Origin of the sequence: Pseudomonas monsensis, from assembly GCF_014268495.2 — a bacterium.
GTDB lineage: Bacteria > Pseudomonadota > Gammaproteobacteria > Pseudomonadales > Pseudomonadaceae > Aquipseudomonas > Aquipseudomonas monsensis.
In genome coordinates this window covers 6083181-6103945 of the sequence record NZ_CP077087.1, presented here as the reverse complement: position 1 = coordinate 6103945, position 20765 = coordinate 6083181, and the positions used below count along the sequence as shown (strand labels likewise).

The 20765-nt window shown below is 61.4% G+C and carries 19 protein-coding genes; 9 read left to right on the top strand and 10 right to left on the bottom strand.

Going from position 1 to position 20765, the window contains the following annotated elements; genetic code table 11:
- Nucleotides 1-221: 221 nt before the first annotated feature.
- Both HV782_RS27025 and gbdR read left to right on the top strand, forming a co-directional pair.
- Nucleotides 222-1598, top strand: coding sequence for an L-serine ammonia-lyase (locus HV782_RS27025; protein WP_186748710.1), 1377 nt, complete (start codon nucleotides 222-224; stop codon nucleotides 1596-1598).
- A gap of 646 nt (nucleotides 1599-2244) precedes the next feature.
- Nucleotides 2245-3348, top strand: a complete 1104-nt coding sequence (gene gbdR, locus HV782_RS27020; protein ID WP_064589578.1) for a choline metabolism transcriptional regulator GbdR — start codon at nucleotides 2245-2247, stop codon at nucleotides 3346-3348.
- 114 nt (nucleotides 3349-3462) lie between these two features.
- On the opposite strand, the gene HV782_RS27015 is transcribed toward gbdR, so the two are convergent.
- From HV782_RS27015 to HV782_RS26990, 6 genes are all read right to left on the bottom strand, one after another.
- The gene (locus tag HV782_RS27015) at nucleotides 3463-3726 is read right to left on the bottom strand and encodes a hypothetical protein (protein ID WP_123469419.1); all 264 of its coding nucleotides are present in this window, start codon (nucleotides 3724-3726) and stop codon (nucleotides 3463-3465) included.
- A gap of 394 nt (nucleotides 3727-4120) precedes the next feature.
- Nucleotides 4121-5284, bottom strand: a complete 1164-nt coding sequence (locus HV782_RS27010) for a gamma-butyrobetaine dioxygenase (RefSeq protein WP_186748686.1) — start codon at nucleotides 5282-5284, stop codon at nucleotides 4121-4123.
- 23 nt (nucleotides 5285-5307) lie between these two features.
- On the bottom strand, nucleotides 5308-5784 hold the full coding sequence (locus tag HV782_RS27005; RefSeq protein ID WP_186748685.1) for a thioesterase family protein: 477 nt from the start codon (nucleotides 5782-5784) through the stop codon (nucleotides 5308-5310).
- A gap of 431 nt (nucleotides 5785-6215) precedes the next feature.
- Nucleotides 6216-7181 carry an L-carnitine dehydrogenase gene (locus HV782_RS27000; protein ID WP_123469413.1) on the bottom strand — a complete coding sequence of 322 codons (966 nt, stop codon included), beginning with the start codon at nucleotides 7179-7181 and terminating at the stop codon, nucleotides 6216-6218.
- 140 nt (nucleotides 7182-7321) lie between these two features.
- Nucleotides 7322-8209, bottom strand: coding sequence for a 3-dehydrocarnitine:acetyl-CoA trimethylamine transferase CdhC (gene cdhC / locus HV782_RS26995; RefSeq protein ID WP_123454174.1), 888 nt, complete (start codon nucleotides 8207-8209; stop codon nucleotides 7322-7324).
- Nucleotides 8210-8321: 112 nt separating this feature from the next.
- Complete coding sequence (locus HV782_RS26990) at nucleotides 8322-9266, bottom strand: choline ABC transporter substrate-binding protein (RefSeq protein WP_186748684.1); 945 nt, start codon at nucleotides 9264-9266, stop codon at nucleotides 8322-8324.
- A gap of 207 nt (nucleotides 9267-9473) precedes the next feature.
- On the opposite strand from HV782_RS26990, the gene HV782_RS26985 reads away from it, so the two are divergent.
- Entirely contained in the window at nucleotides 9474-10418 is a 945-nt protein-coding gene (locus tag HV782_RS26985) for a GlxA family transcriptional regulator (protein WP_186748683.1), read from the top strand.
- Nucleotides 10419-10557: 139 nt separating this feature from the next.
- Here HV782_RS26985 and HV782_RS26980 read toward each other — a convergent pair whose 3' ends face one another.
- From HV782_RS26980 to HV782_RS26965, 4 genes are all read right to left on the bottom strand, one after another.
- Nucleotides 10558-10974: a DUF3010 family protein gene (locus HV782_RS26980; protein ID WP_123469407.1), complete on the bottom strand. Its 417-nt coding sequence runs from the start codon at nucleotides 10972-10974 to the stop codon at nucleotides 10558-10560.
- Nucleotides 10975-11003: 29 nt separating this feature from the next.
- On the bottom strand, nucleotides 11004-11327 hold the full coding sequence (locus HV782_RS26975) for a helix-turn-helix domain-containing protein (protein ID WP_186748682.1): 324 nt from the start codon (nucleotides 11325-11327) through the stop codon (nucleotides 11004-11006).
- Nucleotides 11311-11565, bottom strand: coding sequence for a type II toxin-antitoxin system RelE family toxin (locus HV782_RS26970; protein ID WP_186748687.1), 255 nt, complete (start codon nucleotides 11563-11565; stop codon nucleotides 11311-11313). Before HV782_RS26970 ends, HV782_RS26975 begins: the two co-directional genes overlap by 17 nt.
- A gap of 212 nt (nucleotides 11566-11777) precedes the next feature.
- Nucleotides 11778-12179 (bottom strand): lysozyme inhibitor LprI family protein, encoded by a 402-nt coding sequence (locus HV782_RS26965; RefSeq protein WP_186748681.1) that lies wholly within the window; start codon nucleotides 12177-12179, stop codon nucleotides 11778-11780.
- A gap of 233 nt (nucleotides 12180-12412) precedes the next feature.
- On the opposite strand from HV782_RS26965, the gene HV782_RS26960 reads away from it, so the two are divergent.
- The 6 genes from HV782_RS26960 to etfB all read left to right on the top strand — a co-directional run bounded on the left by HV782_RS26960 (nucleotide 12413) and on the right by etfB (nucleotide 20222).
- Nucleotides 12413-13390, top strand: coding sequence for a dipeptidase (locus HV782_RS26960; RefSeq protein ID WP_027610650.1), 978 nt, complete (start codon nucleotides 12413-12415; stop codon nucleotides 13388-13390).
- A 105-nt stretch (nucleotides 13391-13495) separates the two neighbouring features.
- Nucleotides 13496-14026, top strand: a complete 531-nt coding sequence (locus tag HV782_RS26955) for a DUF5943 domain-containing protein (protein WP_008083165.1) — start codon at nucleotides 13496-13498, stop codon at nucleotides 14024-14026.
- A 15-nt stretch (nucleotides 14027-14041) separates the two neighbouring features.
- Entirely contained in the window at nucleotides 14042-16102 is a 2061-nt protein-coding gene (dgcA, locus tag HV782_RS26950) for a dimethylglycine demethylation protein DgcA (RefSeq protein ID WP_064589569.1), read from the top strand.
- A 164-nt stretch (nucleotides 16103-16266) separates the two neighbouring features.
- On the top strand, nucleotides 16267-18216 hold the full coding sequence (dgcB, locus tag HV782_RS26945) for a dimethylglycine demethylation protein DgcB (protein WP_186748680.1): 1950 nt from the start codon (nucleotides 16267-16269) through the stop codon (nucleotides 18214-18216).
- Nucleotides 18216-19436 (top strand): electron transfer flavoprotein subunit alpha, encoded by a 1221-nt coding sequence (etfA, locus tag HV782_RS26940; protein WP_128614751.1) that lies wholly within the window; start codon nucleotides 18216-18218, stop codon nucleotides 19434-19436. Before dgcB ends, etfA begins: the two co-directional genes overlap by 1 nt.
- A gap of 15 nt (nucleotides 19437-19451) precedes the next feature.
- Nucleotides 19452-20222 (top strand): electron transfer flavoprotein subunit beta, encoded by a 771-nt coding sequence (gene etfB / locus HV782_RS26935; protein ID WP_123469395.1) that lies wholly within the window; start codon nucleotides 19452-19454, stop codon nucleotides 20220-20222.
- The last annotated feature ends 543 nt before the right edge of the window (nucleotides 20223-20765 follow it).

Genomic DNA, 20765 nt, shown 5'->3' with positions numbered 1-20765 from the left:
TTTTTCAGCCCCGTTTGGCCATCTGAACCGCATAAAAACGGCGAAAACCGGGGACGAAAGCGGCACGGCGTTGGTGGGCATGAGTGCGTCGGTGTCAGACGCCGTGCGCCCCGACAAAAGCCTGATGATGCGGGCATTCCGGCGGATCGCAGCTTGAGCGTAGCAGCTCCGCCAGCGGGCGCTTCAAGCCCGGGAACGGCATCCTCAGGAGCTCTGCAGCAATGGCTATCAGCGTTTTCGACCTGTTCAAAATCGGCATCGGCCCGTCCAGTTCCCACACCGTCGGGCCGATGCGCGCCGCGGCGTTGTTCGTCGAGTCGCTCAGGGACAAACACCTGCTGGAACAGGTGCGTCGTATAGAAGTGCAACTGTTCGGTTCGCTGTCGGCCACCGGTATCGGGCATGGCAGCGACAACGCGGTGATCATGGGCCTGATGGGCGAGTGGCCGGACGCAATCGACCCGTCGCAGATCGGCCCGCGCATCCAGGCGCTGCGTGAAACCCACACCCTGTTATTGGATGGGCGCTTGTCGGTGCCGTTTGTCTGGGCGCGCGACATGCGCCTGATCGACGAGAATCTGCCGTTCCACCCCAACGCGATGACCCTGATTGCCGAAGGCGATCACGGGGATATTCATCGCGACACCTACTATTCGGTCGGTGGCGGTTTTGTGGTGGATCAGGCGCAGGCCTCCAGCGGTGTGGTCGATCTGGATCGCACCGAATTGCCGTATGACTTTTCCAGCGCGGTCGAGCTGCTGGAACTGTGCAAACAGAACAACCTGCGCGTCGCTGAACTGATGATGGCCAACGAAAAGGTCTGGCGCAGCGAAGAGGAAATTCGCGCCGGGCTGATGAAACTGTGGTGGGCGATGCAGGATTGCGTCGAGCAGGGCCTCAAGCACGAAGGCATCCTCCCCGGTGGTCTGAATGTGCGTCGGCGCGCGGCGAAATTGCATCGCAGCCTGCAGGAACTGAACAAGCCCAACGTAATCGGCTCGACCCTCAGCGCCATGGAATGGGTCAACCTGTTTGCCCTCGCGGTCAATGAAGAGAACGCGGCCGGTGGGCGCATGGTCACGGCGCCGACCAATGGTGCAGCGGGGATCATCCCGGCGGTGTTGCACTACTTTATGAAGTTCAGTGAGGCGGTGACTGACGCCAACGTCGTCGACTACTTTCTGGGCGCCGCGGCGGTGGGCATTCTGTGCAAGAAGAACGCCTCGATCTCCGGTGCCGAAGTCGGCTGCCAGGGCGAGGTCGGTTCGGCCTGCGCAATGGCGGCGGCGGGGCTGGCGGAGATTTTGGGCGCGACGCCGGAGCAACTGTGCAACGCGGCGGAGATTGGCCTGGAGCATAACCTCGGGCTGACCTGCGATCCGGTCGGCGGGCTGGTGCAGGTGCCGTGCATCGAGCGCAATGCGATTGCGGCGGTGAAGGCGATCAACGCGGCGCAGATGGCGCTGCGTGGGGACGGTCAGCACTTTATCTCGCTGGACCGGGTGATCCGCACCATGCGTGATACCGGTGCCGACATGCATGACAAATATAAAGAGACGTCGCGGGGTGGGCTGGCGGTCAGCGCGGTTGAGTGCTAAGTCAGCGCCACCGAGGTGAATTCTTCGCGAGCAAGCTCGCTCCCACAGGAGAACGCATTCCAAATGTGGGAGCAAGCTCGCTCCCACAGGAGAACGCATTCCAAATGTGGGAGCAAGCTCGCTCCCACAGGAGAACGCATTCCAAATGTGGGAGCAAGCTCGCTCCCACAGGTGAACGCATTCCAAATGTGGGAGCGAGCTTGCTCGCGAAGGCGTCAGACCAGTCAAAACTGCTCGCTAACGGAACACACATAACCGCAGGCGCCACCTTTTAGCGCGTCGCAATCAGATAAGAGTCTTTCCCAGCCACAGTGCGCCTTTTGCACCACCTACCGTCCGTCACCCGTGCCTGCGGTGACACTCACCGCAAACTGCGCGCAGGCCCGTTCCCACAAGTGCTACCGATTTGCTCACACGCCTCGGGGCAGGGCGCTCAGCGACACTAATGGCACTTCAAAACACCTTTCGTCGGACGTCTTGAATAGACACGTCGCGACGTCGTTTTCAGGAGTTATTGAACAGCCATTCAATTTTAGGCATGGCAATTGCTCTGTCATAACAAAGCCCGTCTCCCACGCGAGAACGCTGGCAATAACAAGAGCCTCCGCCTGAGGCCATCACCCGCTTTGTGTGAGGAGATACCGCGATGACGTCGTTCAACTCCGGGGCTCAACCCCAGAACCGTGCGCCTCAATCCATCGGCTTTCTGCTGCTGGACAATTTCACGCTGATTTCCCTGGCCTCTGCGGTAGAGCCGCTACGCATGGCCAACCAATTGTCCGGTCGCGAGCTGTATCGCTGGAGCACCCTCACCGTCGATGGTGGTCAGGTGTGGGCCAGTGACGGTCTGCAAATCACCCCCGATGCCTCCATGCACAAAGCGCCACCGCTGGACACCGTGATTGTCTGCGGCGGGATCGGCATTCAACGCACCGTGACCCGTGAGCATGTGTCGTGGTTGCAAAGCCAGGCGCGCCAGTCCAAGCGTCTCGGCGCGGTGTGCACCGGCAGTTGGGCTCTGGCCTGCGCCGGCCTCCTCGACGGTTTTGATTGCAGCGTGCACTGGGAATGTCTGGCGGCGATGCAGGAAGCTTTCCCGCGCGTGGCGATGAGCACTCGCTTGTTCACCCTCGACCGTAACCGCTTCACCAGCTCTGGCGGTACTGCGCCACTGGACATGATGTTGCACCTGATCAGCCGCGATCACGGCCGTGAGCTGTCCGCCGCGATCTCGGAAATGTTTGTCTACGAACGCATCCGCAACGAACAGGATCACCAGCGTGTGCCGCTCAAGCACATGCTCGGCACCAACCAGCCGAAGCTGCAGGAAATCGTCGCGCTGATGGAAGCCAATCTGGAAGAGCCGATCGACCTCGACGAACTGGCGGTGTATGTCGCCGTGTCGCGTCGACAGCTGGAGCGCCTGTTCCAGAAATACCTGCACTGCTCGCCGTCGCGCTACTACCTCAAGCTGCGCCTGATCCGCGCGCGGCAGTTGCTCAAGCAGACGCCGATGTCGATCATCGAAGTGGCTTCGGTGTGTGGTTTCGTGTCGACGCCGCACTTCTCCAAGTGCTACCGCGAATACTTCGGCATTCCGCCGCGTGACGAACGCGTAGGCTCCAACACCACCCAGCAAGTGGCGATGATGCCGCTGCCGCAGGCGATCGTGATGTCGCCGCTGTCGGGGCCGATGTCGGCGTTGAGTCAGGCGCGTAATGAGTCGACATTTGCCAGTGTGAGGCTGTAGACCGGGTCGCCCCTATCGCTGGCAAGCCAGCTCCCACAGGTTCTTTGGTGATACAGATATCTTGATCACACCGAACAGCCCTGTGGGAGCTGGCTTGCCAGCGATGGCGGCCTGTCAGGCGCTATGGCTTTGCTGGTAATCCGCCAATGCCGGCAACAACTGCTTGTCGATTGCCTGGCGCACCGCAGGCTGGATACTGGCGCCGCTGGTGTACATGTCCTTGACCATCTTGCGCAGTTCAGAGGCGCGAACGTTATCCAGACCACGCACCGCGCACTCGCAAGCCCGCTCGGCGGTAGTGCCACTGGGTACTTGAATACCCAACGCCTTGAGCTGGCCCAGCAAGTCTTCCTGATCAATCAAATCGGCATACATCATGACGCGCATCCTTCTTCGGTAACGGAGGTCGTGGCTCGATTCTGGTAGCCATGCCGGAGCACGGCAAGGGCGATTTGTCGCAGTGGCTGCGACGGCTATGAACAGGTCGTTTTCGGCTAACTCAGTGCCAAGGGGAGTGGGCACACTGGCGCAAGCTCGCTACAGACGGTTTGGTCACCCTCGGCTGGCAGCTCCTCAACAGTACCCTCTGCCCCGATCCTGTCACGGCTTGTATCGGGGCTTTTTTTGGTCTGTGAATCAGAGATGTTCGCGTTGTTTTTGCTGACGCCATCGCTGGCAAGCCAGCTCCCACAGGTTTTGGGCCTTGTCACTTGTCTGTTGTCGGCGCCGGCCCTGTGGGAGCGGGCTTGCCCGCGATGAACGATGACGCGGTTTACCTTTGCAACACCAGAATGCGCGACAACAACTCATCCCGATCGACATAGCAACCCTGGAAATGCCGCGCCCCGGTGGCCGGGTCAAACGCATTGCGCGCATGCAGCGTGCGGCGGTTATCGAAGCACCACAGCTCCCCTGGATTAAGCCGCTGCATCAGCCGAAACCGTGGCTCGCGGGTCATCGCGATCAAGCGTCGATAGGCGCGATACAGCAGCGGCATCTGCTCCACCGATGTATCGAATGCCCCGCGCAGAAAGTTCGCCATGCGAATCTCCGCAACCCGCCCCAACGCATCCAGAGCAATGATCGGCGCCAGGCAGCGATAGTCGCTGTGGCGATCCTTGTTGCGGAATTCCACGGGGATTTCGCACAGCGCGTGAAACAGCTGCGGCGCTTCCTGACGCAAGGCGTCGGCAATCGCAAAACCATCGACAAAAATACTCTCGCCACCCGCGGCGTCATTCACCAGGCAATGCAGAAACTGCAGCCCCGGTTGCAGCTCGCGAGTCGGCAAGTCCGTGTGCAATGGCAGGTTGAAAGCGGTGTAGGCGTTGCTGTCGGCATCGGCCTTGGATTGCACGTTGAACAGCACGCCGAAATTGCTCTCGCGGATGAACGAAATACGCTGCGCGATCAGCTTCAGCGAGCCTGGTTCGGTGGGCACACCGCGCACCTGGGTCAGGCCGATGTCGCGCACCGCGATCAACCATTGCAGCAGGGCGCTGTTGTCATTCATCAGCGCGGCGTAGTCGAACACCGGCAACTGCAAATCGCTGTGCCACAGGCAGGCTTTGGGCTTGGCGGCCAGACGTTCGGCCCGGGACGCGTCATCGTAGGCGTGGGCGCGCAGCCACCCGGGGTCGAAGCGGCTGCGGTGGCCGTCCTGCCAGTCGATGCGCAGGCAGCCGTCGCTGTCGATGTGGGTACTGGCGGGGGTGAGGTCCGGCGCGGCGTCGATGATCTCGAACACTTGCTCGCGGGTAACACTGTAGACGCACTGCTCGCAGGGGCAGTTGTCCCGCAACCAGACATGATGAAACGGGCTGAAACGACCGTCAGCCCATTCGATGGCAACGCGATCCGCCAGGTTCTGCACGCTACCGAGCGCGCTGATCAACGGATAAGTACGGAAGTCGGCAACAGCGGCAGCGGTGTTCATGGCGGCTCCTTGCGATAGATGATTTACCGGGCAGATGGCAGGGCGATGACCCGGCCGATGTAAGCGGGAGCGGGCAGGTCTTGTTGTTCGATGACGATGGCTTGCAGCCGGCTCAGGGTGTCCGGGGTGAACGGTGCCGAGCGCGGGCCAGCGAGGTCGACGTGCAGCAGCATCTGTTCGTTGCCGGCCAGTTCCTGGACGCCGCCAACCAGGTGCAGGCTGTGATAAAGGTGCAGGCGTTTGCTGTCATGGCCGATGATTTGCGTGCGCACTTCGACCTCGGCGTCGAGCTTCACTTCGTGCAGGTAGTTGAGGTGCAGTTCGAGGGTGAACAGTGAATGGCCGCTGGCTTCGCGGTTGTTGCTGTCCATGCCGAAACGGTCCATCAGGGCGTCGGTCGCGTAGCTGAAAATCAGCAGGTAGAAGGCGTCGCGCAGGTGGCCGTTGTAGTCGACCCAGTCGGGGATGATAGTGGTTTGGTAAGTGGTGAGGGTGGGCATGATTGGGTTCCGGTAGTTGGCGAGTCGTTAAGATCAAGAGCTACCCCCTCACCCCAGCCCTCTCCCCCAGGGGGGAGAGGGGGAAAGGGAGCAGATCGGGGGGCTTTCAAACTTGAGTTCGGCTCGATAGTTCAGGTCGGTGCAGCTCGCATAAACACCTCGGTCAGTCCCCTCTTTCCCAAGGGGAAAGGGAGCAGATCTGGGGCCTTTCAAAATTTGAGTTCGGCTCGGTGGTGCAAGTCGGCTTAGCTTGCATGAACACCGCAGTCAGTCCCCTCTTCCCCAAGGGAAAGGGAGAAGATCCGGGGGCTTTCAAAATTTGAGTTCGGCGCGATAGTTCAGGTCGGTGCAGCTCGCATGAACACCTCGGTCAGTCCCCTCTCCCTCCGGGAGAGGGCTAGGGTGAGGGCCGCGATGTCATGCCAGCCCCATCACTCGCTAAAACTCATCCCATGCTTTTCCTTGGTGCTCTTCACCGCCTCCAGCACCGCCAGCAGACAATCATCACGATAGCGCTCCAGCGCCGAAATGCTGTGCCGGCCCAACTGATCACTGGTGCCATCGACTACATCGTCGATCAGCTTGTCGGTCAGCTCCGGTGCTGGCAGATAGGTCCACGGCAACTGCAATGCCGGGCCGAATTGCGACATGAAGTGGCGCATACCCGCGTCACCGCCCGCCAGGGTGTAAGTCAGGAAGGTGCCCATGAACGACCAGCGCAGACCGGCGCCGAATCGGATTGCATCGTCGATCTCGCCAGTGGTCGCCACGCCATCGTTGACCAGATGCAGTGCCTCACGCCACAGCGCTTCGAGCAGACGGTCAGCGATGAATCCCGGCACTTCCTTGCGCACATGCAGCGGGCGCATGCCGAGGGATTCGTAGACTGTCATCGCCGCTTGCACGGCCTCGGGCGCGGTGTTCTTGCCGCCGACCACTTCCACCAGCGGCAACAGGTAAACCGGGTTGAACGGGTGGCCGACCACGCAGCGCTCAGGATGGGTCGAACTCTCGTAGAACTCGCTCGGCAACAGGCCGGAAGTGCTCGAACCGATCAAGGCATTGGGTTTGGCCGCCGCGCTGATTTTGCTGTGCAGTTCCAGTTTCAGTTCCAGACGTTCCGGGGCGCTTTCCTGGATGAAGTCGGCATCACGCACGCATTCCTCGATGGTCGCGACAAAGCGCAGACGATCCTGCGAAGCGCCGGGCGCCAGGCCGTTTTTCTCCAGCGCGCCCCAGGCATTGGCCACGCGTTTGCGCAGTGCGGCTTCAGCGCCAGGCGCCGGGTCCCAGGCCACCACGTCGAGGCCGTGGGCGAGGGCGCGCGCAACCCAGCCGCTGCCGATGACACCGCTGCCAAGGGCGGCGAAGGTTTTGATGTCGGTGATAAAGCTCATGGTGATTTCCTGAATAGTTCGGCGATCAACTGTGGGAGCGAGCTTGCTCGCGAAGGGGGCGGTACATCCGCAGCATCTTCATCAGCAGATCCATCGCATTCGCGAGCAAGCTCGCTCCCACAGGGTTCGAGGTGGGGCAATTAACCGCGCTGGGTCAGGCCCATTTTCTTGCGGCCTTCGGCCGGGGTCAGCACCCGGGCGCCAAGGCGGCTGAGGATCTCGCTGGCGCGTTCGACCAGTTGGCCGTTGGTCGCCAGCACGCCCTTGTCCAGCCACAGGTTGTCTTCCAGCCCGACCCGCACGTTGCCGCCCAACAGCACCGCTTGCGCGGCCATCGGCATCTGCATCCGGCCGATGCCAAACCCGGCCCACACCGCGTCGGCGGGCAGGTTGTCGACCATGGCTTTCATGGTGGTGGTATCCGCCGGTGCGCCCCACGGAATGCCCAGGCACAGCTGGAACAGTGGGTTATCAAGCAGGCCTTCCTTGATCATCTGCTTGGCGAACCACAGGTGCCCGGTGTCGAAAATCTCCAGCTCGGCCTTCACCCCCAGTTCGGTGATGCGCTTGGCGCCGGCGCGCAGTTGTGCCGGTGTGGACACGTAAATGGTGTCGCCATCGCCGAAGTTCAGGGTGCCGCAATCGAGGGTGCAGATTTCCGGCAATAGCTCTTCAACGTGAGCCAGACGGGTCAGCGGGCCGACCAGATCGGTGTTCGGACCGAACTCCATCGGGTTCTCGCCCGCGCCGATTTCGAGGTCGCCGCCCATGCCGGCGGTGAGGTTGACGATGATGTCGACGTCGGCTTCGCGGATGCGCTCCATCACCTCGCGATAGAGCGCCACGTCACGGCTGAACTTGCCGGTCTGCGGGTCGCGCACATGGCAGTGCACAACGGTGGCGCCGGCCTTGGCTGCTTCAACGGCAGCAGCGGCGATCTGTTTCGGGGTGACCGGCACGTGGGGGCTCTTGGCGGTCGTGTCGCCAGCACCGGTGAGTGCGCAGGTGATGATGACGTCGTGGTTCATGGTGCGGTTTCCTTCAGGCGTGATGGGTCTGTTCGCAGCCCTGTTTCGGGCTGCGAAGCGTCAGTCAGTCCCCTCTCCTCGGGGGGAGGGTGAGGGGCTGTTCAATCGAGGGTTATTTGCTGGTCAGTTGCAGGTTTTCAGCAGCCGGTTTGCCGTCGAAGGTGGTCACACCGTCGAGCCAGCGCTGCTTGTCTTCCGGGTGATCCTTGAGCCACTGCCTGGCCGATTCGAAGGCGTCTTTGTGATCGAGCAGCGGTTGCATCATCCGGCTCTCGTCTTCGGCGGTGAACGTCAGGTTGCTCAGCAGACGGCCGACGTTCGGGCATTGTTCGGCGTATTTCGGCGCGGTGACGGTCCAGACGGTGGCCATGCCTTCGTTCGGGCCGAGGGCGTCGTCGCTGCCGGTGAGGTAAGTCATTTTTACGTTGACGTTCATCGGGTGCGGCGCCCAGCCGAAGAACACCACGGCCTCCTTGCGGCGCACGGCACGGTCAACGGCGGCGAGCATCCCGGCTTCGCTGGACTCGACCAGCTGGAATTTGCCGAGGCCGAACTGGTTCTTGGCGATCATTGCCTTGATCTGCGTGTTGGCGCCCGAGCCCGGTTCGATGCCGTAAATCTTGCCGCCCAGTTCCTTCTCGAATTTGGCGATGTCGGCGAAGGTTTTCAGGCCCTTGTCGGCCAGATAGGTCGGCACGGCGAGGGTGGCGCGGGCGTCCTTCAGGCTCGGCGCCGGCAGAACCTTGACCTGATTGGCGTCGACGAACGGGGTGATGGTCTGGGTCATCAGCGGGTTCCAGTAGCCGAGGAACAGGTCCAGGCGCTGATCGCGGATCCCGGCGAAGATGATTTGCTGGGAGGCGCTGGTTTGTTTGGTGCTGTAGCCGAGGCCGTCGAGCAGGACCTGGGTCATGGCACTGGTGGCGATCACGTCGGTCCAGTTGACCACGCCCATGCGCACGTTCTGGCACGAGGCGGGTTCGGCCGCCATGACGCTGGCGCTCAAGAAAGCGGTACCGCTGAGTGCAAGAACACAGCTGCTGATCAGTCGTTTCATGTCGGGTTCCTCGGCAGGTCGTTTATTGTGGTTTCCGGCGTCTGATGCGCCGGTGATGCCAAGTTACGCAGCTACGCCCCCGTAAAAACGCACTGCGGCGACTGGCATTTGCACTGTAGCGACCTGCGCGCTTGAACGCTGACGACAATCGGCGTATCAACGATCCACGCTCCCCTCCCTCTCGTTACCCGCGAATCGAGTGCGCCCATGTCCCAGGATTTCTATTTCTTGCTGATGCCGGGGTTCTCCGCCATCGGCTTTATCTCTGCGATTGAACCGCTGCGGGTGGCCAACCGCTTTCGTGGCGAGCTGTATCGCTGGCACGTGCTCAGTGCTGATGGCGGGGCGGTGCTGGCGAGCAATGGCATGTCGGTCAACGCCGATGCGGCGCTGGAGCCGCTGAAGAAAGGTGCGACGTTGTTGGTGGTGGCCGGATTCGAACCGCTGAAGTTCGCCACGCCCACTCTTGAGCACTGGTTGCGACGGCTGGACAACGAAGGCGTGACCCTCGGCGCGATCGACACCGGCAGCTTCGTGCTCGCTGAGGCCGGTTTGCTCGATGGTCATCGCCTGACCCTGCACTGGGAGGCCATTGATGCGTTCAAGGAATCGTATCCACAGCTCAGTGTGACCCAGGAACTGTTCGAGATTGACCGCCGGCGCATCACGTCGGCCGGTGGCACCGCGTCTATCGACTTAATGCTCGATCTGATCGCCCAGGCTCACGGCCCGCAACTGGCGATTCAGGTCAGCGAGCAGTTCGTATTGGGGCGGATCCGCCCGCGCAAAGACCACCAGCGCATGGAAGTCGCTACGCGCTACGGCATCAGCAACAAGAAGCTGGTGCAGGTGATTGGTGAGATGGAGCAGCACAGCGAGCCGCCACTGACCACGCTGCAATTGGCGGATTCGATCAAGGTGACGCGGCGGCAGCTGGAGCGTTTGTTTCGGCTGCACTTGAATGACACGCCGAGCAATTTCTACCTGCGCCTGCGCCTGGAAAAGGCCCGGCAGCTACTGCGCCAGACCGACATGAGCGTGCTTGAAGTCGGCATCGCCTGCGGGTTTGAATCTCCGTCCTACTTCACCCGCAGCTATCGCGCACGCTTTGCGCGCTGCCCCCGTGAAGACCGGCGTACCGCCCAGGCCTGATCTTGAGACCAGCAAATAAACCTGTGGGAGCGAGCTTGCTCGCGAACGCGGTAGATCATTCGAAAAAACTGTCGACTGACACTCCATCTTCGCGAGCAAGCTCGCTCCCACATGGATTTACTGTGCTTGCGCGAACAGGTTACTTCTTCACCAGCGCCGAACACGCCGCTTTGTAAGCCTCATGCTGATACTTGTTCAGCGTCCCCGGCAGCTCGAAATTATGCTTCTTCGCCTGCGCGTTGATCGTCTGCGGCGACAACAGCGTCACCTCACACCCGTCCAGCAGTTGAAACACACCCTCGATCTTGAACGTGGTCGGCCCACCGGCAAACTCGCCCTTCTTGCTGCGTTTCTTGATCGCAATCCGGTCAATCGAATGCTCGCGCACAAACGACGCGACCTGCGCCGCGAAGCGTTTGACGTTGGCCGCCTCGTCATCATCGTCGAGGGCGATTTTCTTGGTATTGAGCGCCACATGGCTCAGCGTTGCCCCGTCGAGAGCGGCCACGGCGATGATCGCTTCGCTGCCTTTGATTTCGATGCCGCAGATGTTCATGGGGAATTCCTTGAAGTGAAGAGGGCAGCTTACAGCTCAAGCTGATTGGCGGTGATGCCGAACGCCGACGCAATTTTCTCGCGCGTGGCCTTGCGAGGCTTGGCGACTGTTTCCTGCTGAGCAAACGCCGGTTGTGAAATACCCATGCGTTTGGCGACTTCTTCTTGAGTCAGATTGAGGTGTTCGCGCCAGGCACGGATCGGTGTTGCCCCGTCGACCATGCGACTGACAACCTCATGGGGAATCAGGTCGGGCTGCATTTTTTGCGCAACGTACTGCGCGTACGGAATGACCACAAAGGCTGGTTTGCCCTCGGCGTCATTAATGATTTGGATGTCAGTAGGTGCGTTCATCGCGTTTTTTGACCTCTTGAATACTGACCACTTTGATTGCTCCGCCCCAGTCGAACATCACTCGATAATTGCCGACACGCAGGCGGTAGGAGTAGTCATGGCCAATCAGTGCTTTGACATTGCCCACATCAGGCATGTCGGCAAGCGCCGTAACAGCATCCCGAACCTTTACCTGATGCACAGAATGCAATTTCAAGAGTTGCTTAACGGCCTTTCGTGTCCAGTGGATGCTGTTTATGGAAGAATATAAGTCTTTTATAAGATTCGCGAATCTTTACTTATATTTTCAAGGCGACCAATCAAGAACTGTTGTCAGCATATTGCGTGAAAGGCCCGTAGATCGGAGCTTTCACGCAATAGGTGTAGGCGAAGTCGGCATGTGCCGTAAGAAGAAGAGTTTCACGAGGCAAATGCAAAAAGCAGTGCCAATTTTCCTTCAAATTTTGAGGACTATTCCTGCACAATCGACTCCAAAAACTCCGACCGTTCATCACTCATCCGCGCCACGCAATCATTCTGCGCAATCGTGAACGCCTTGCTCCCCGCCGTAGCCGGAAACGCTTCCACCGCACAATCCGCGTCCCGCGTCTTCAACCACTGCTGCTGAGCCGTCTTGATCTTGGCGGTAATGTCCGCCAATTGCGTCGGGTTCTTGCCATACGCCGTCTGCATGCGTTCGTTGAGGCTGGCGTAGTTGTCCTTGAGCAGGTCTTCGGCGGTGGTGCGGCTGTAGGTCGAGCATTCCAGGGTCTGGATGTCGTTTTCCACCGCGTCGCACGGGTTGTTGTCGGTCTCTTCGGCGGCGTGTACGCCGGTCGCAATCAGGGCCAGTGCCAGGAAGATCGATTTCATGTTGTCGCCGCTCTAATCCAGTGGTGTATCCAAGATGCGCCAGATTCTGGCTCAAGCTGGCGGGCTTGAACAGGTAGCTGATCGGAGCGTCCGGCGACCCTTTGTCGCGGATTGACGCTTTCGGCAATTCCCCTGTCGTTTTTGCACCCGGTCGCCCCTGCACCGAGGCATATGCTGGCCCCAAAGCGCCGGCAGACGATTCGGCGCATGAATCGCCAATAAGGGGACGCCTGATGAGCCCAGCCGAATTACACGCCGACAGCATCGTTATCGACGGTCTGATCATTGCCAAATGGAACCGCGAGCTGTTCGAAGACATGCGCAAGGGCGGTCTGACGGCGGCCAACTGCACTGTGTCGGTGTGGGAAGGCTTTCAGGCGACTGTGAACAATATTGCCGCCAGCCAGAAACTGATCCGCGAAAACAGCGACCTGGTGATGCCCGTGCGCACCACCGCCGACATCCGTCGCGCCAAGGAGCAGGGCAAGACCGGCATCCTCTTCGGCTTCCAGAACGCCCATGCGTTTGAAGACCAGATCGGCTATGTCGAGGTGTTCAAGCAGCTCGGCGTCGGCATTGTGCAGATGTGCTACAACACCCAGAACCTGGTGGGCACCGGTTGCTACGAGCGTGACGGCGGCCTGTCGGGCTTCGGTCGCGAAATCGTCGCCGAGATGAATCGCGTCGGCGTCATGTGCGACCTGTCCCACGTCGGTTCCAAGACTTCTGAAGAAGTCATCCTCGAATCGAAAAAACCGGTCTGCTATTCCCACTGCCTGCCGTCGGGTCTGAAAGAGCACCCGCGCAACAAGTCCGATGAAGAACTGAAGTTCATTGCCGACCACGGCGGTTTCGTCGGTGTGACCATGTTCGCGCCGTTCCTCGCCAAGGGTATCGACTCGACCATCGACGACTACGCCGAAGCCATCGAATACACCATGAACATCGTCGGCGAAGACGCCATCGGCATCGGCACCGACTTCACCCAGGGTCACGGCCAGGACTTCTTCGAATACCTGACTCACGACAAGGGCTACGCCCGGCGTCTGACCAGCTTCGGCAAGATCATCAACCCGCTGGGCATCCGCACCGTCGGCGAGTTCCCGAACCTGACCGAAACCCTGCTCAAGCGCGGCCACTCCGAGCGCGTGGTGCGCAAGATCATGGGCGAAAACTGGGTCAACGTCCTCAAAGACGTCTGGGGCGAGTAACGCTTACTCAAGACCGCCGCCGAGCTGCCCCCTCTCCTGCGGGAGAGGGCTGGGGTGAGGGCTGCGGCCAACACTGAATCTAATTTTTTCTGGAGTTAAGTTTCCATGGCCAAGATCGCCCCGCAATTGCCAATCGAAGTCGACAGCGAAACCGGTGTCTGGACCTCCGACGCCCTGCCGATGCTGTACGTGCCACGCCACTTTTTCGTCAACAACCACATGGGCATCGAGGAAGTGCTGGGCGCCGAAGCCTATGCCGAAATCCTCTACAAGGCCGGCTACAAGTCCGCCTGGCACTGGTGTGAAAAAGAAGCTGAATGCCATGGCCTGGAAGGCGTCGCGGTGTTCGAGCACTACATGAAGCGCCTGTCGCAACGTGGCTGGGGCCTGTTCAAGATTCAGGACATCGACCTCGACAAAGGCACCGCCAGCGTCAAACTCGAACACTCGGCGTTCGTCTACGTCTACGGCAAGGTCGGACGCAAGGTCGACTACATGTTCACCGGCTGGTTTGCCGGGGCCATGGATCAGATTCTTGAGGCGCGCGGCAGCAAGATTCGCACGGTTGCCGAGCAAGTCTACGGTGGCTCCGAAGAAGGCCACGACGACGGCCTGTTCACCGTCAAGCCGTTGTAAGTCGAGGAACCCGCCATGGCTTTCGAAGCAATGTTCCAGCCGATCCAGATCGGCAAACTGACCATCCGCAACCGCGTGCTCAGTACCGCGCACGCCGAGGTCTACGCGACCGACGGCGGCATGACCACCGACCGCTACGTCAAATACTACGAAGAGAAAGCCAAGGGCGGCATCGGCCTGGCGATCTGCGGCGGTTCCTCCAGCGTAGCCATCGACAGCCCGCAAGGCTGGTGGAAATCGGTGAACCTGGCGGACGACCGGATCATTCCGCACTTCCAGAATCTGGCTGACGCCATGCACAAGCATGGCGCCAAGATCATGATCCAGATTACCCACATGGGCCGCCGCTCGCGCTGGGACGGTGAGCACTGGCCGACCCTGTTGTCGCCGTCGGGCATCCGTGAACCGGTACACCGCGCGACCTGCAAGACTATCGAGCCGGAAGAAATCTGGCGCGTCATCGGCAACTATGCCACCGCCGCTGCACGGGCCAAGGCCGGTGGTCTGGACGGTGTCGAACTGTCCGCCGTGCACCAGCACATGATCGACCAGTTCTGGAGCCCGCGCGTCAACAAGCGTACCGACGAGTGGGGTGGCAGCTTCGAAAATCGCATGCGTTTCGGCCTCGAAGTGCTCAAGGCTGTGCGCAAGGAAGTCGGCGACGATTTCTGCGTCGGCATCCGTCTGTGCGGTGATGAATTCCACCCGGACGGCTTGTCCCACGAGGACATGAAGCAGATCGCCAAGTACTACGATGACACCGGCATGATCGACTTCATCGGCGTGGTCGGCTCGGGTTGCGACACCCACAACACCCTGGCCAACGTTATCCCCAACATGAGTTATCCACCGGAGCCGTTCCTGCACCTGGCCGCCGGGATCAAGGAAGTGGTCAAGGCTCCGGTGCTGCACGCGCAGAACATCAAGGACCCGAACCAGGCCACGCGCATCCTTGAAGGCGGTTACGTCGACATGGTCGGCATGACGCGCGCGCACATCGCCGACCCGCACTTGATCGCCAAGATCAAGATGGGGCAGGTCGATCAGATCAAACAGTGCGTCGGCGCCAACTACTGCATCGACCGCCAGTATCAGGGGCTGGATGTGCTGTGCATCCAGAACGCCGCAACCTCCCGCGAATACATGGGCGTGCCGCACATCATCGAGAAATCCACCGGGCCGAAACGCAAAGTCGTGGTGGTTGGTGCCGGCCCTGCCGGGATGGAAGCTGCACGCGTGGCGGCCGAACGTGGCCACGACGTGACCCTGTTCGAGAAGAAAGAATTCATCGGCGGGCAGATCACTACCGCGTCGAAAGCGCCGCAACGAGACCAGATCGCCGGCATCACCCGCTGGTTCCAGCTGGAGCTGGCGCGGCTGAAAGTCGACCTGCGCCTGGGCACTGCTGCGGATGCGGCGACCATTCTCGACTTGCGTCCGGACGTGGTGGTGCTGGCAGTGGGCGGGCATCCGTTCCTTGAGCAGAACGAACACTGGGGCGCTGCCGAAGGGCTGGTGGTCAGCAGCTGGGACGTGCTCGACGGCAAGGTTGCGCCGGGCAAGAACGTGCTGGTCTACGATACCATTTGCGAATTCACCGGGATGTCGGTGGCGGACTTCCTCGCCGACAAGGGCAGCCAGGTCGAGATCGTCACCGACGACATCAAGCCGGGCGTGGCCATCGGCGGTACGTCGTTCCCGACTTACTACCGCAGCATGTACCCGAAAGAAGTGATCATGACCGGCGACATGATGCTGGAGAAGGTCTACCGCGAAGGCGACAAGCTGGTGGCGGTGCTGGAGAACGAATACACCGGCGCCAAAGAGGAGCGGGTGGTCGATCAGGTGGTGGTGGAAAACGGCGTGCGTCCTGACGAAGAGCTGTATTACGGGCTCAAGGACGGTTCGCGCAACAAGGGCCAGATCGACATTGACGCGCTGTTTGCGATCAAGCCGCAGCCTTCGTTGAGCACCACCGGTGACGGCTACTTGCTGTTCCGCATCGGCGACTGCGTGGCGCAGCGTAATACCCATGCTGCGATCTATGACGCGCTCAGACTGTGTAAAGACTTCTAAAGGCTTGCACACAACCCTGTGGGAGCGAGCTTGCTCGCGAAAGCGGTGGATCAGTCGACATCAATGTTGAATGTCAGTCCGCCTTCGCGAGCAAGCTCGCTCCCACAGTGACCGAGTAAGGCAACTCGACCTGCAAGACCCTGCGGTCTTTGGGAGCTTCACCTATGTTGAACACCCTTCTTCCAATCCTGTTGTTCGCAGCCATCGCCCTTGCGGTGCTGGGCGCGTTGCGGCGGGTGGCCATGTGGCGTCGGGGCCGAGCCTCGAAGGTCGATCTGATTGGCGGCCTGTTCGCCATGCCCAAGCGCTACATGGTCGACCTGCACCACGTGGTGGCGCGGGACAAATACATCGCCAACACCCACGTCGCCACGGCCGGCGGTGCGGTGGCGTCGATCGTGCTGGCGATTCTGGTGCACGGTTTCGGCCTGCATAACCGCCTCCTCGGTTACGCGCTGCTGTTGATGACGGCGGTGATGTTCGTCGGCGCGATTTTCGTTTACCGGCGTCGGCTCAACCCGCCGGCGCGGTTGTCGAAAGGCCCGTGGATGCGCCTGCCGAAAAGCCTGCTGGCGTTCTCTGCCTCGTTCTTTCTGGTGACGCTGCCGGTGGCCGGTATCCTCCCGGAAAACTTCGGTGGTTGGCTGCTGGCGGCGATTCTCGGGATTGGCGTGCTGTGGGGCGTGTCGGAATTGTTCTTCGGCATGACCTGGGGCGGGCCGATGAAGCACGCCTTCGCCGGTGCCCTGCATCTGGCCTGGCACCGTCGCGCCGAACGCTTTGGCGGCGGCCGTTCCACGGGCTTGAAACCGCTGGATCTCAACGATCCATCGGCGCCGCTGGGCGTGGAAAAACCCAAGGATTTCACCTGGAACCAGTTGCTCGGTTTCGACGCCTGTGTGCAGTGCGGCAAGTGCGAAGCGGCGTGCCCGGCGTTCGCTGCCGGCCAGCCGCTGAACCCGAAGAAACTGATTCAGGACATGGTCGTCGGCCTCGCCGGCGGCACTGACGCGAAGTTCGCCGGCAGCCCGTATCCCGGCAAGCCGATCGGCGAACACAGCGGCAATCCGCATCAACCGATCGTCAACGGTCTGGTCGATGCCGAAACCCTGTGGTCGTGTACCACCTGCCGCGCTTGCGTCGAGGAATGCCCGATGATGATCGAGCACGTCGACGCCATCGTCGACATGCGCCGTCATCTGACCCTGGAAAAAGGCGCGACCCCGAACAAGGGCGCCGAGGTCCTCGAAAACCTCATCGCCACCGACAACCCCGGCGGTTTTGCCCCGGGCGGACGGATGAACTGGGCGGCGGACCTGAACCTCAATCTGCTCAGCGAAAAGAAGTCCACCGACGTGCTGTTCTGGGTTGGTGACGGCGCCTTCGACATGCGCAACCAGCGCACCTTGCGCGCATTCGTCAAAGTGCTGAAAGCGGCCAAGATCGACTTCGCCGTACTCGGCCTGGAAGAGCGCGACAGCGGTGACGTGGCCCGCCGTTTGGGCGATGAAGCGACCTTCCAGTTGCTCGCCAAACGCAACATCCAGACCCTGGGCAAATACAGCTTCAACCGCATCGTCACTTGCGATCCGCACAGCTTCCACGTGCTGAAAAACGAGTACGGCGCGTTCGACGGCCACTACCTGGTGCAGCACCACAGCACCTACATGGCGGAAATCATTCAGGCCGGCGCGCTGAACCTCGGTCAGCACAAAGGCAACAGCGTGACCTATCACGACCCGTGCTACCTCGGCCGCTACAACGGCGAATACGAGGCGCCGCGTGAAGTGCTGCGCGCCCTCGGCATTGAGGTCAAAGAGATGCAACGTTCCGGGTTCCGCTCGCGCTGCTGTGGCGGTGGTGGCGGCGCGCCGATCACCGACATTCCGGGTAAGCAGCGGATTCCCGACATGCGCATGGAAGACATCCGCGAGACCGGCGCCGAGCTGGTAGCCGTGGGTTGTCCACAGTGCACGGCGATGCTCGAAGGCGTGGTCGAACCACGGCCGCTGATCAAGGACATCGCCGAACTGGTGGCCGACGCGCTGCTCGAAGACGCCGCGCCGGACAAGCCTGCCGCCCCGGCCAAACGTGAACCTGCGGAGGCCCACTGATGAGCGACATTATCCGCCGCGACCCACGCGCCGAATGGATTGCGCGTAACCGTCTGCACCCGCTGCACGCGGCCATGCAACCGGCGCAACACAGCTGGATGGGCCCCAACGGCATCATCCGCAAGAATCTGCACGGCATCGGTTTTATCGGCCCCAACGGCATCAAACGTATCGACCGCAGCGGCGCGCAGCAGGGCGGGGCGGTCAAACGCTCGGCCACCGTTGAAGTGCAATTGCCGCTGCATCAGGTGCCGGCGCCGGCGTTCTACATCAGCGTAGTGCCGGACATGGTCGGCGGCCGCCTGAGCAGCCACGACCGCGACTTGCTGGGCCTGGCTCATCAATTGGCCGGCAAGGACGGTGCAGTGTTGGCCGTGGTATTCGGCGAGCACAAGGAAAACGCTTTCGCCACGGCCGGTGTCGATCGCTTGCTGGTGCTGGAGAGCGAGGAGTTCAGCGGTTATGCACCGGAGCAACGGGTGCAGGGTCTGCGGGCTGTGGATAACCAGTTCAACCCGCGTCACTGGTTGCTGCCGGACAGCCGCAGCGGTGGCGGTGAACTCGGCCGCCGTTTTGCTGCAGCACTGGGCGAACGCCCGGCGACGCGGGTCTGGCAGGTCAAGGATCAGGAGTGCATCGGCCGCGCCGGTGCGGGCCTGCAAGACCTGGCGCGGCCGGTCGCACGCTTGATTCTGGCCTCGGCCGAGTGCGCCGAACCGGTTAGCGAAACCCGTCACGAAGCACTGCCCGTGGAGTTATCCACAACGGTGGCGCGCAGCCTGTCGCGAATCGAAGATCTCGGGGCGGTGGCGGTGGACCCGGCGGCGATTCCGATGGCCGAAGCCGAGTTCATCTTCTCCGGCGGCAACGGGGTCAAGGACTGGCAGTTGTTCCACGAAACGGCTGCTGCGCTCGGCGCCACCGAAGGCGCGTCACGGGTGGCGGTGGACGATGGCTTCATGGCGCGGGATCGGCAGGTCGGCGCGTCCGGCACCTGGGTCACCGCGCGGGTCTACGTGGCTGTGGGTATCTCCGGGGCGATCCAGCATCTGCAGGGCATCGGTGCCTGCGACAAGGTGGTAGCGATCAACCTCGATCCCGGTTGCGACATGATCAAACGCGCCGACCTGTCGGTGATCGGCGAGAGCGCGGAGATTCTTCAAGCCTTGATCGCGGCGGTAGCGGCTTACCGCAACGACGCCAAGCGCGATGCGGCTTAAGGGAAGGACACAGTTATGAACACCAATGTCATCAGCCTGGTCTCCATCGGCGCCCACCCGACCTCGGGCCGGCCACGCCGTGCCGAACAGGACGCGCGCGCCGTGGAATTGGGCCTGCAACTGGCTGGGGATAACCTGCAAGTGCTGCATGCAGGCGATGTCGCGGAACCGGCACTGCGCGCCTATCTGGGCATGGGACTTACGCAGATGCATGTGCTGGAGCAACCCGCTGGCGCCGATGCTCTCCCGGCGCTGACCGCGTATCTGCGCGAGGCGGGCGCCCAGGTGGTGCTGACCGGCAGTCAGGCGGAAACCGGTGAAGGCTCCGGCATGCTGCCGTTTCTGCTCGCCGAAGGGCTGGGCTGGCCGCTGGTGGTGGGGCTGGCGCAGGTCGAGTCGATCAACGACGGTTCGGCGCTGGTGCTGCAAGCCCTGCCCCGTGGGCAGCGGCGGCGGTTGAAGGTGAAGCTGCCGTTTCTGGCGACGGTGGACAACGCCGCGCCCAAGCCTCGGCAGAGTGCCTACGGCCCGGCACGCCGTGGCGTACTGAACGCTGAAGACGTGGAAGTGCTGGACGATGAACTGCTGGCCGTCGCCACGCTGCAACCGGCCAAGCCCCGGCCCAAGCGTTTGAAGGTAATCAAAGCCAAGAGCGGTGCGGACCGAATGAAGGCTGCGACGGCCAAGGCCAGTGGGGGCGGTGGGCAGGTGCTCAAGGGCGTTACCGCGCAAGCCGGCGCCGAAGCCATCCTCAAACTGCTGATCGAAGAGGGCGTTGTCCGCTGAACAGCCCCTCACCCTAACCCTCTCCCGGAGGGAGAGGGGACTGATCAGAGGGGATTGGCCATCTACATCGACCTGCGACTGCACAGTGACCTTGACTTAGCCAAGCTTGAGTTCACGTTAGTCATTCAGGTCGATGTATCTCGAACAGGCGACTGTGTCGGCGCCCTCTCCCTCCGGAGGGAGCGGGGACTGATCAGAGGGGATTGGCCATCTACATAGACCTGCGACTGCACAGTGACCTTGACTTAGCCAAGCTTGAGTTCACGTTAGTCCTTCAGGTCGATGTATCTCGAACAGGAGACGGTGTCGGCTCCCTCTCCCTCCGGAGGGAGCGGGGACTGATCAGAGGGGATTGACCATCTACACAGACCTGCGACTGCACAGTGACCTTGACTTAGCCAAGCTTGAGTTCACGTTAGTCATTCAGGTCGATGTATCTCGAACAGGCGACTGTGTCGGCGCCTTCTCCCTCCGGAGGGAGAGGGGACTGATCAGAGGGGATTGGCCATCTACATAGGCCTGCGACTGCACAGTGACCTTGAC

Bases quoted from the DNA above. Each gene is read 5' to 3' on its own strand.
- HV782_RS27025 (WP_186748710.1), top strand. From the start codon at position 222: ATGGCTATCAGCGTTTTCGACCTGTTCAAAATCGGCATCGGCCCGTCC.
- gbdR (WP_064589578.1), top strand. From the start codon at position 2,245: ATGACGTCGTTCAACTCCGGGGCTCAACCCCAGAACCGTGCGCCTCAA.
- HV782_RS27015 (WP_123469419.1), bottom strand. From the start codon at position 3,726: ATGATGTATGCCGATTTGATTGATCAGGAAGACTTGCTGGGCCAGCTC.
- HV782_RS27010 (WP_186748686.1), bottom strand. From the start codon at position 5,284: ATGAACACCGCTGCCGCTGTTGCCGACTTCCGTACTTATCCGTTGATC.
- HV782_RS27005 (WP_186748685.1), bottom strand. From the start codon at position 5,784: ATGCCCACCCTCACCACTTACCAAACCACTATCATCCCCGACTGGGTC.
- HV782_RS27000 (WP_123469413.1), bottom strand. From the start codon at position 7,181: ATGAGCTTTATCACCGACATCAAAACCTTCGCCGCCCTTGGCAGCGGT.
- cdhC (WP_123454174.1), bottom strand. From the start codon at position 8,209: ATGAACCACGACGTCATCATCACCTGCGCACTCACCGGTGCTGGCGAC.
- HV782_RS26990 (WP_186748684.1), bottom strand. From the start codon at position 9,266: ATGAAACGACTGATCAGCAGCTGTGTTCTTGCACTCAGCGGTACCGCT.
- HV782_RS26985 (WP_186748683.1), top strand. From the start codon at position 9,474: ATGTCCCAGGATTTCTATTTCTTGCTGATGCCGGGGTTCTCCGCCATC.
- HV782_RS26980 (WP_123469407.1), bottom strand. From the start codon at position 10,974: ATGAACATCTGCGGCATCGAAATCAAAGGCAGCGAAGCGATCATCGCC.
- HV782_RS26975 (WP_186748682.1), bottom strand. From the start codon at position 11,327: ATGAACGCACCTACTGACATCCAAATCATTAATGACGCCGAGGGCAAA.
- HV782_RS26965 (WP_186748681.1), bottom strand. From the start codon at position 12,179: ATGAAATCGATCTTCCTGGCACTGGCCCTGATTGCGACCGGCGTACAC.
- HV782_RS26960 (WP_027610650.1), top strand. From the start codon at position 12,413: ATGAGCCCAGCCGAATTACACGCCGACAGCATCGTTATCGACGGTCTG.
- HV782_RS26955 (WP_008083165.1), top strand. From the start codon at position 13,496: ATGGCCAAGATCGCCCCGCAATTGCCAATCGAAGTCGACAGCGAAACC.
- dgcA (WP_064589569.1), top strand. From the start codon at position 14,042: ATGGCTTTCGAAGCAATGTTCCAGCCGATCCAGATCGGCAAACTGACC.
- dgcB (WP_186748680.1), top strand. From the start codon at position 16,267: ATGTTGAACACCCTTCTTCCAATCCTGTTGTTCGCAGCCATCGCCCTT.
- etfA (WP_128614751.1), top strand. From the start codon at position 18,216: ATGAGCGACATTATCCGCCGCGACCCACGCGCCGAATGGATTGCGCGT.
- etfB (WP_123469395.1), top strand. From the start codon at position 19,452: ATGAACACCAATGTCATCAGCCTGGTCTCCATCGGCGCCCACCCGACC.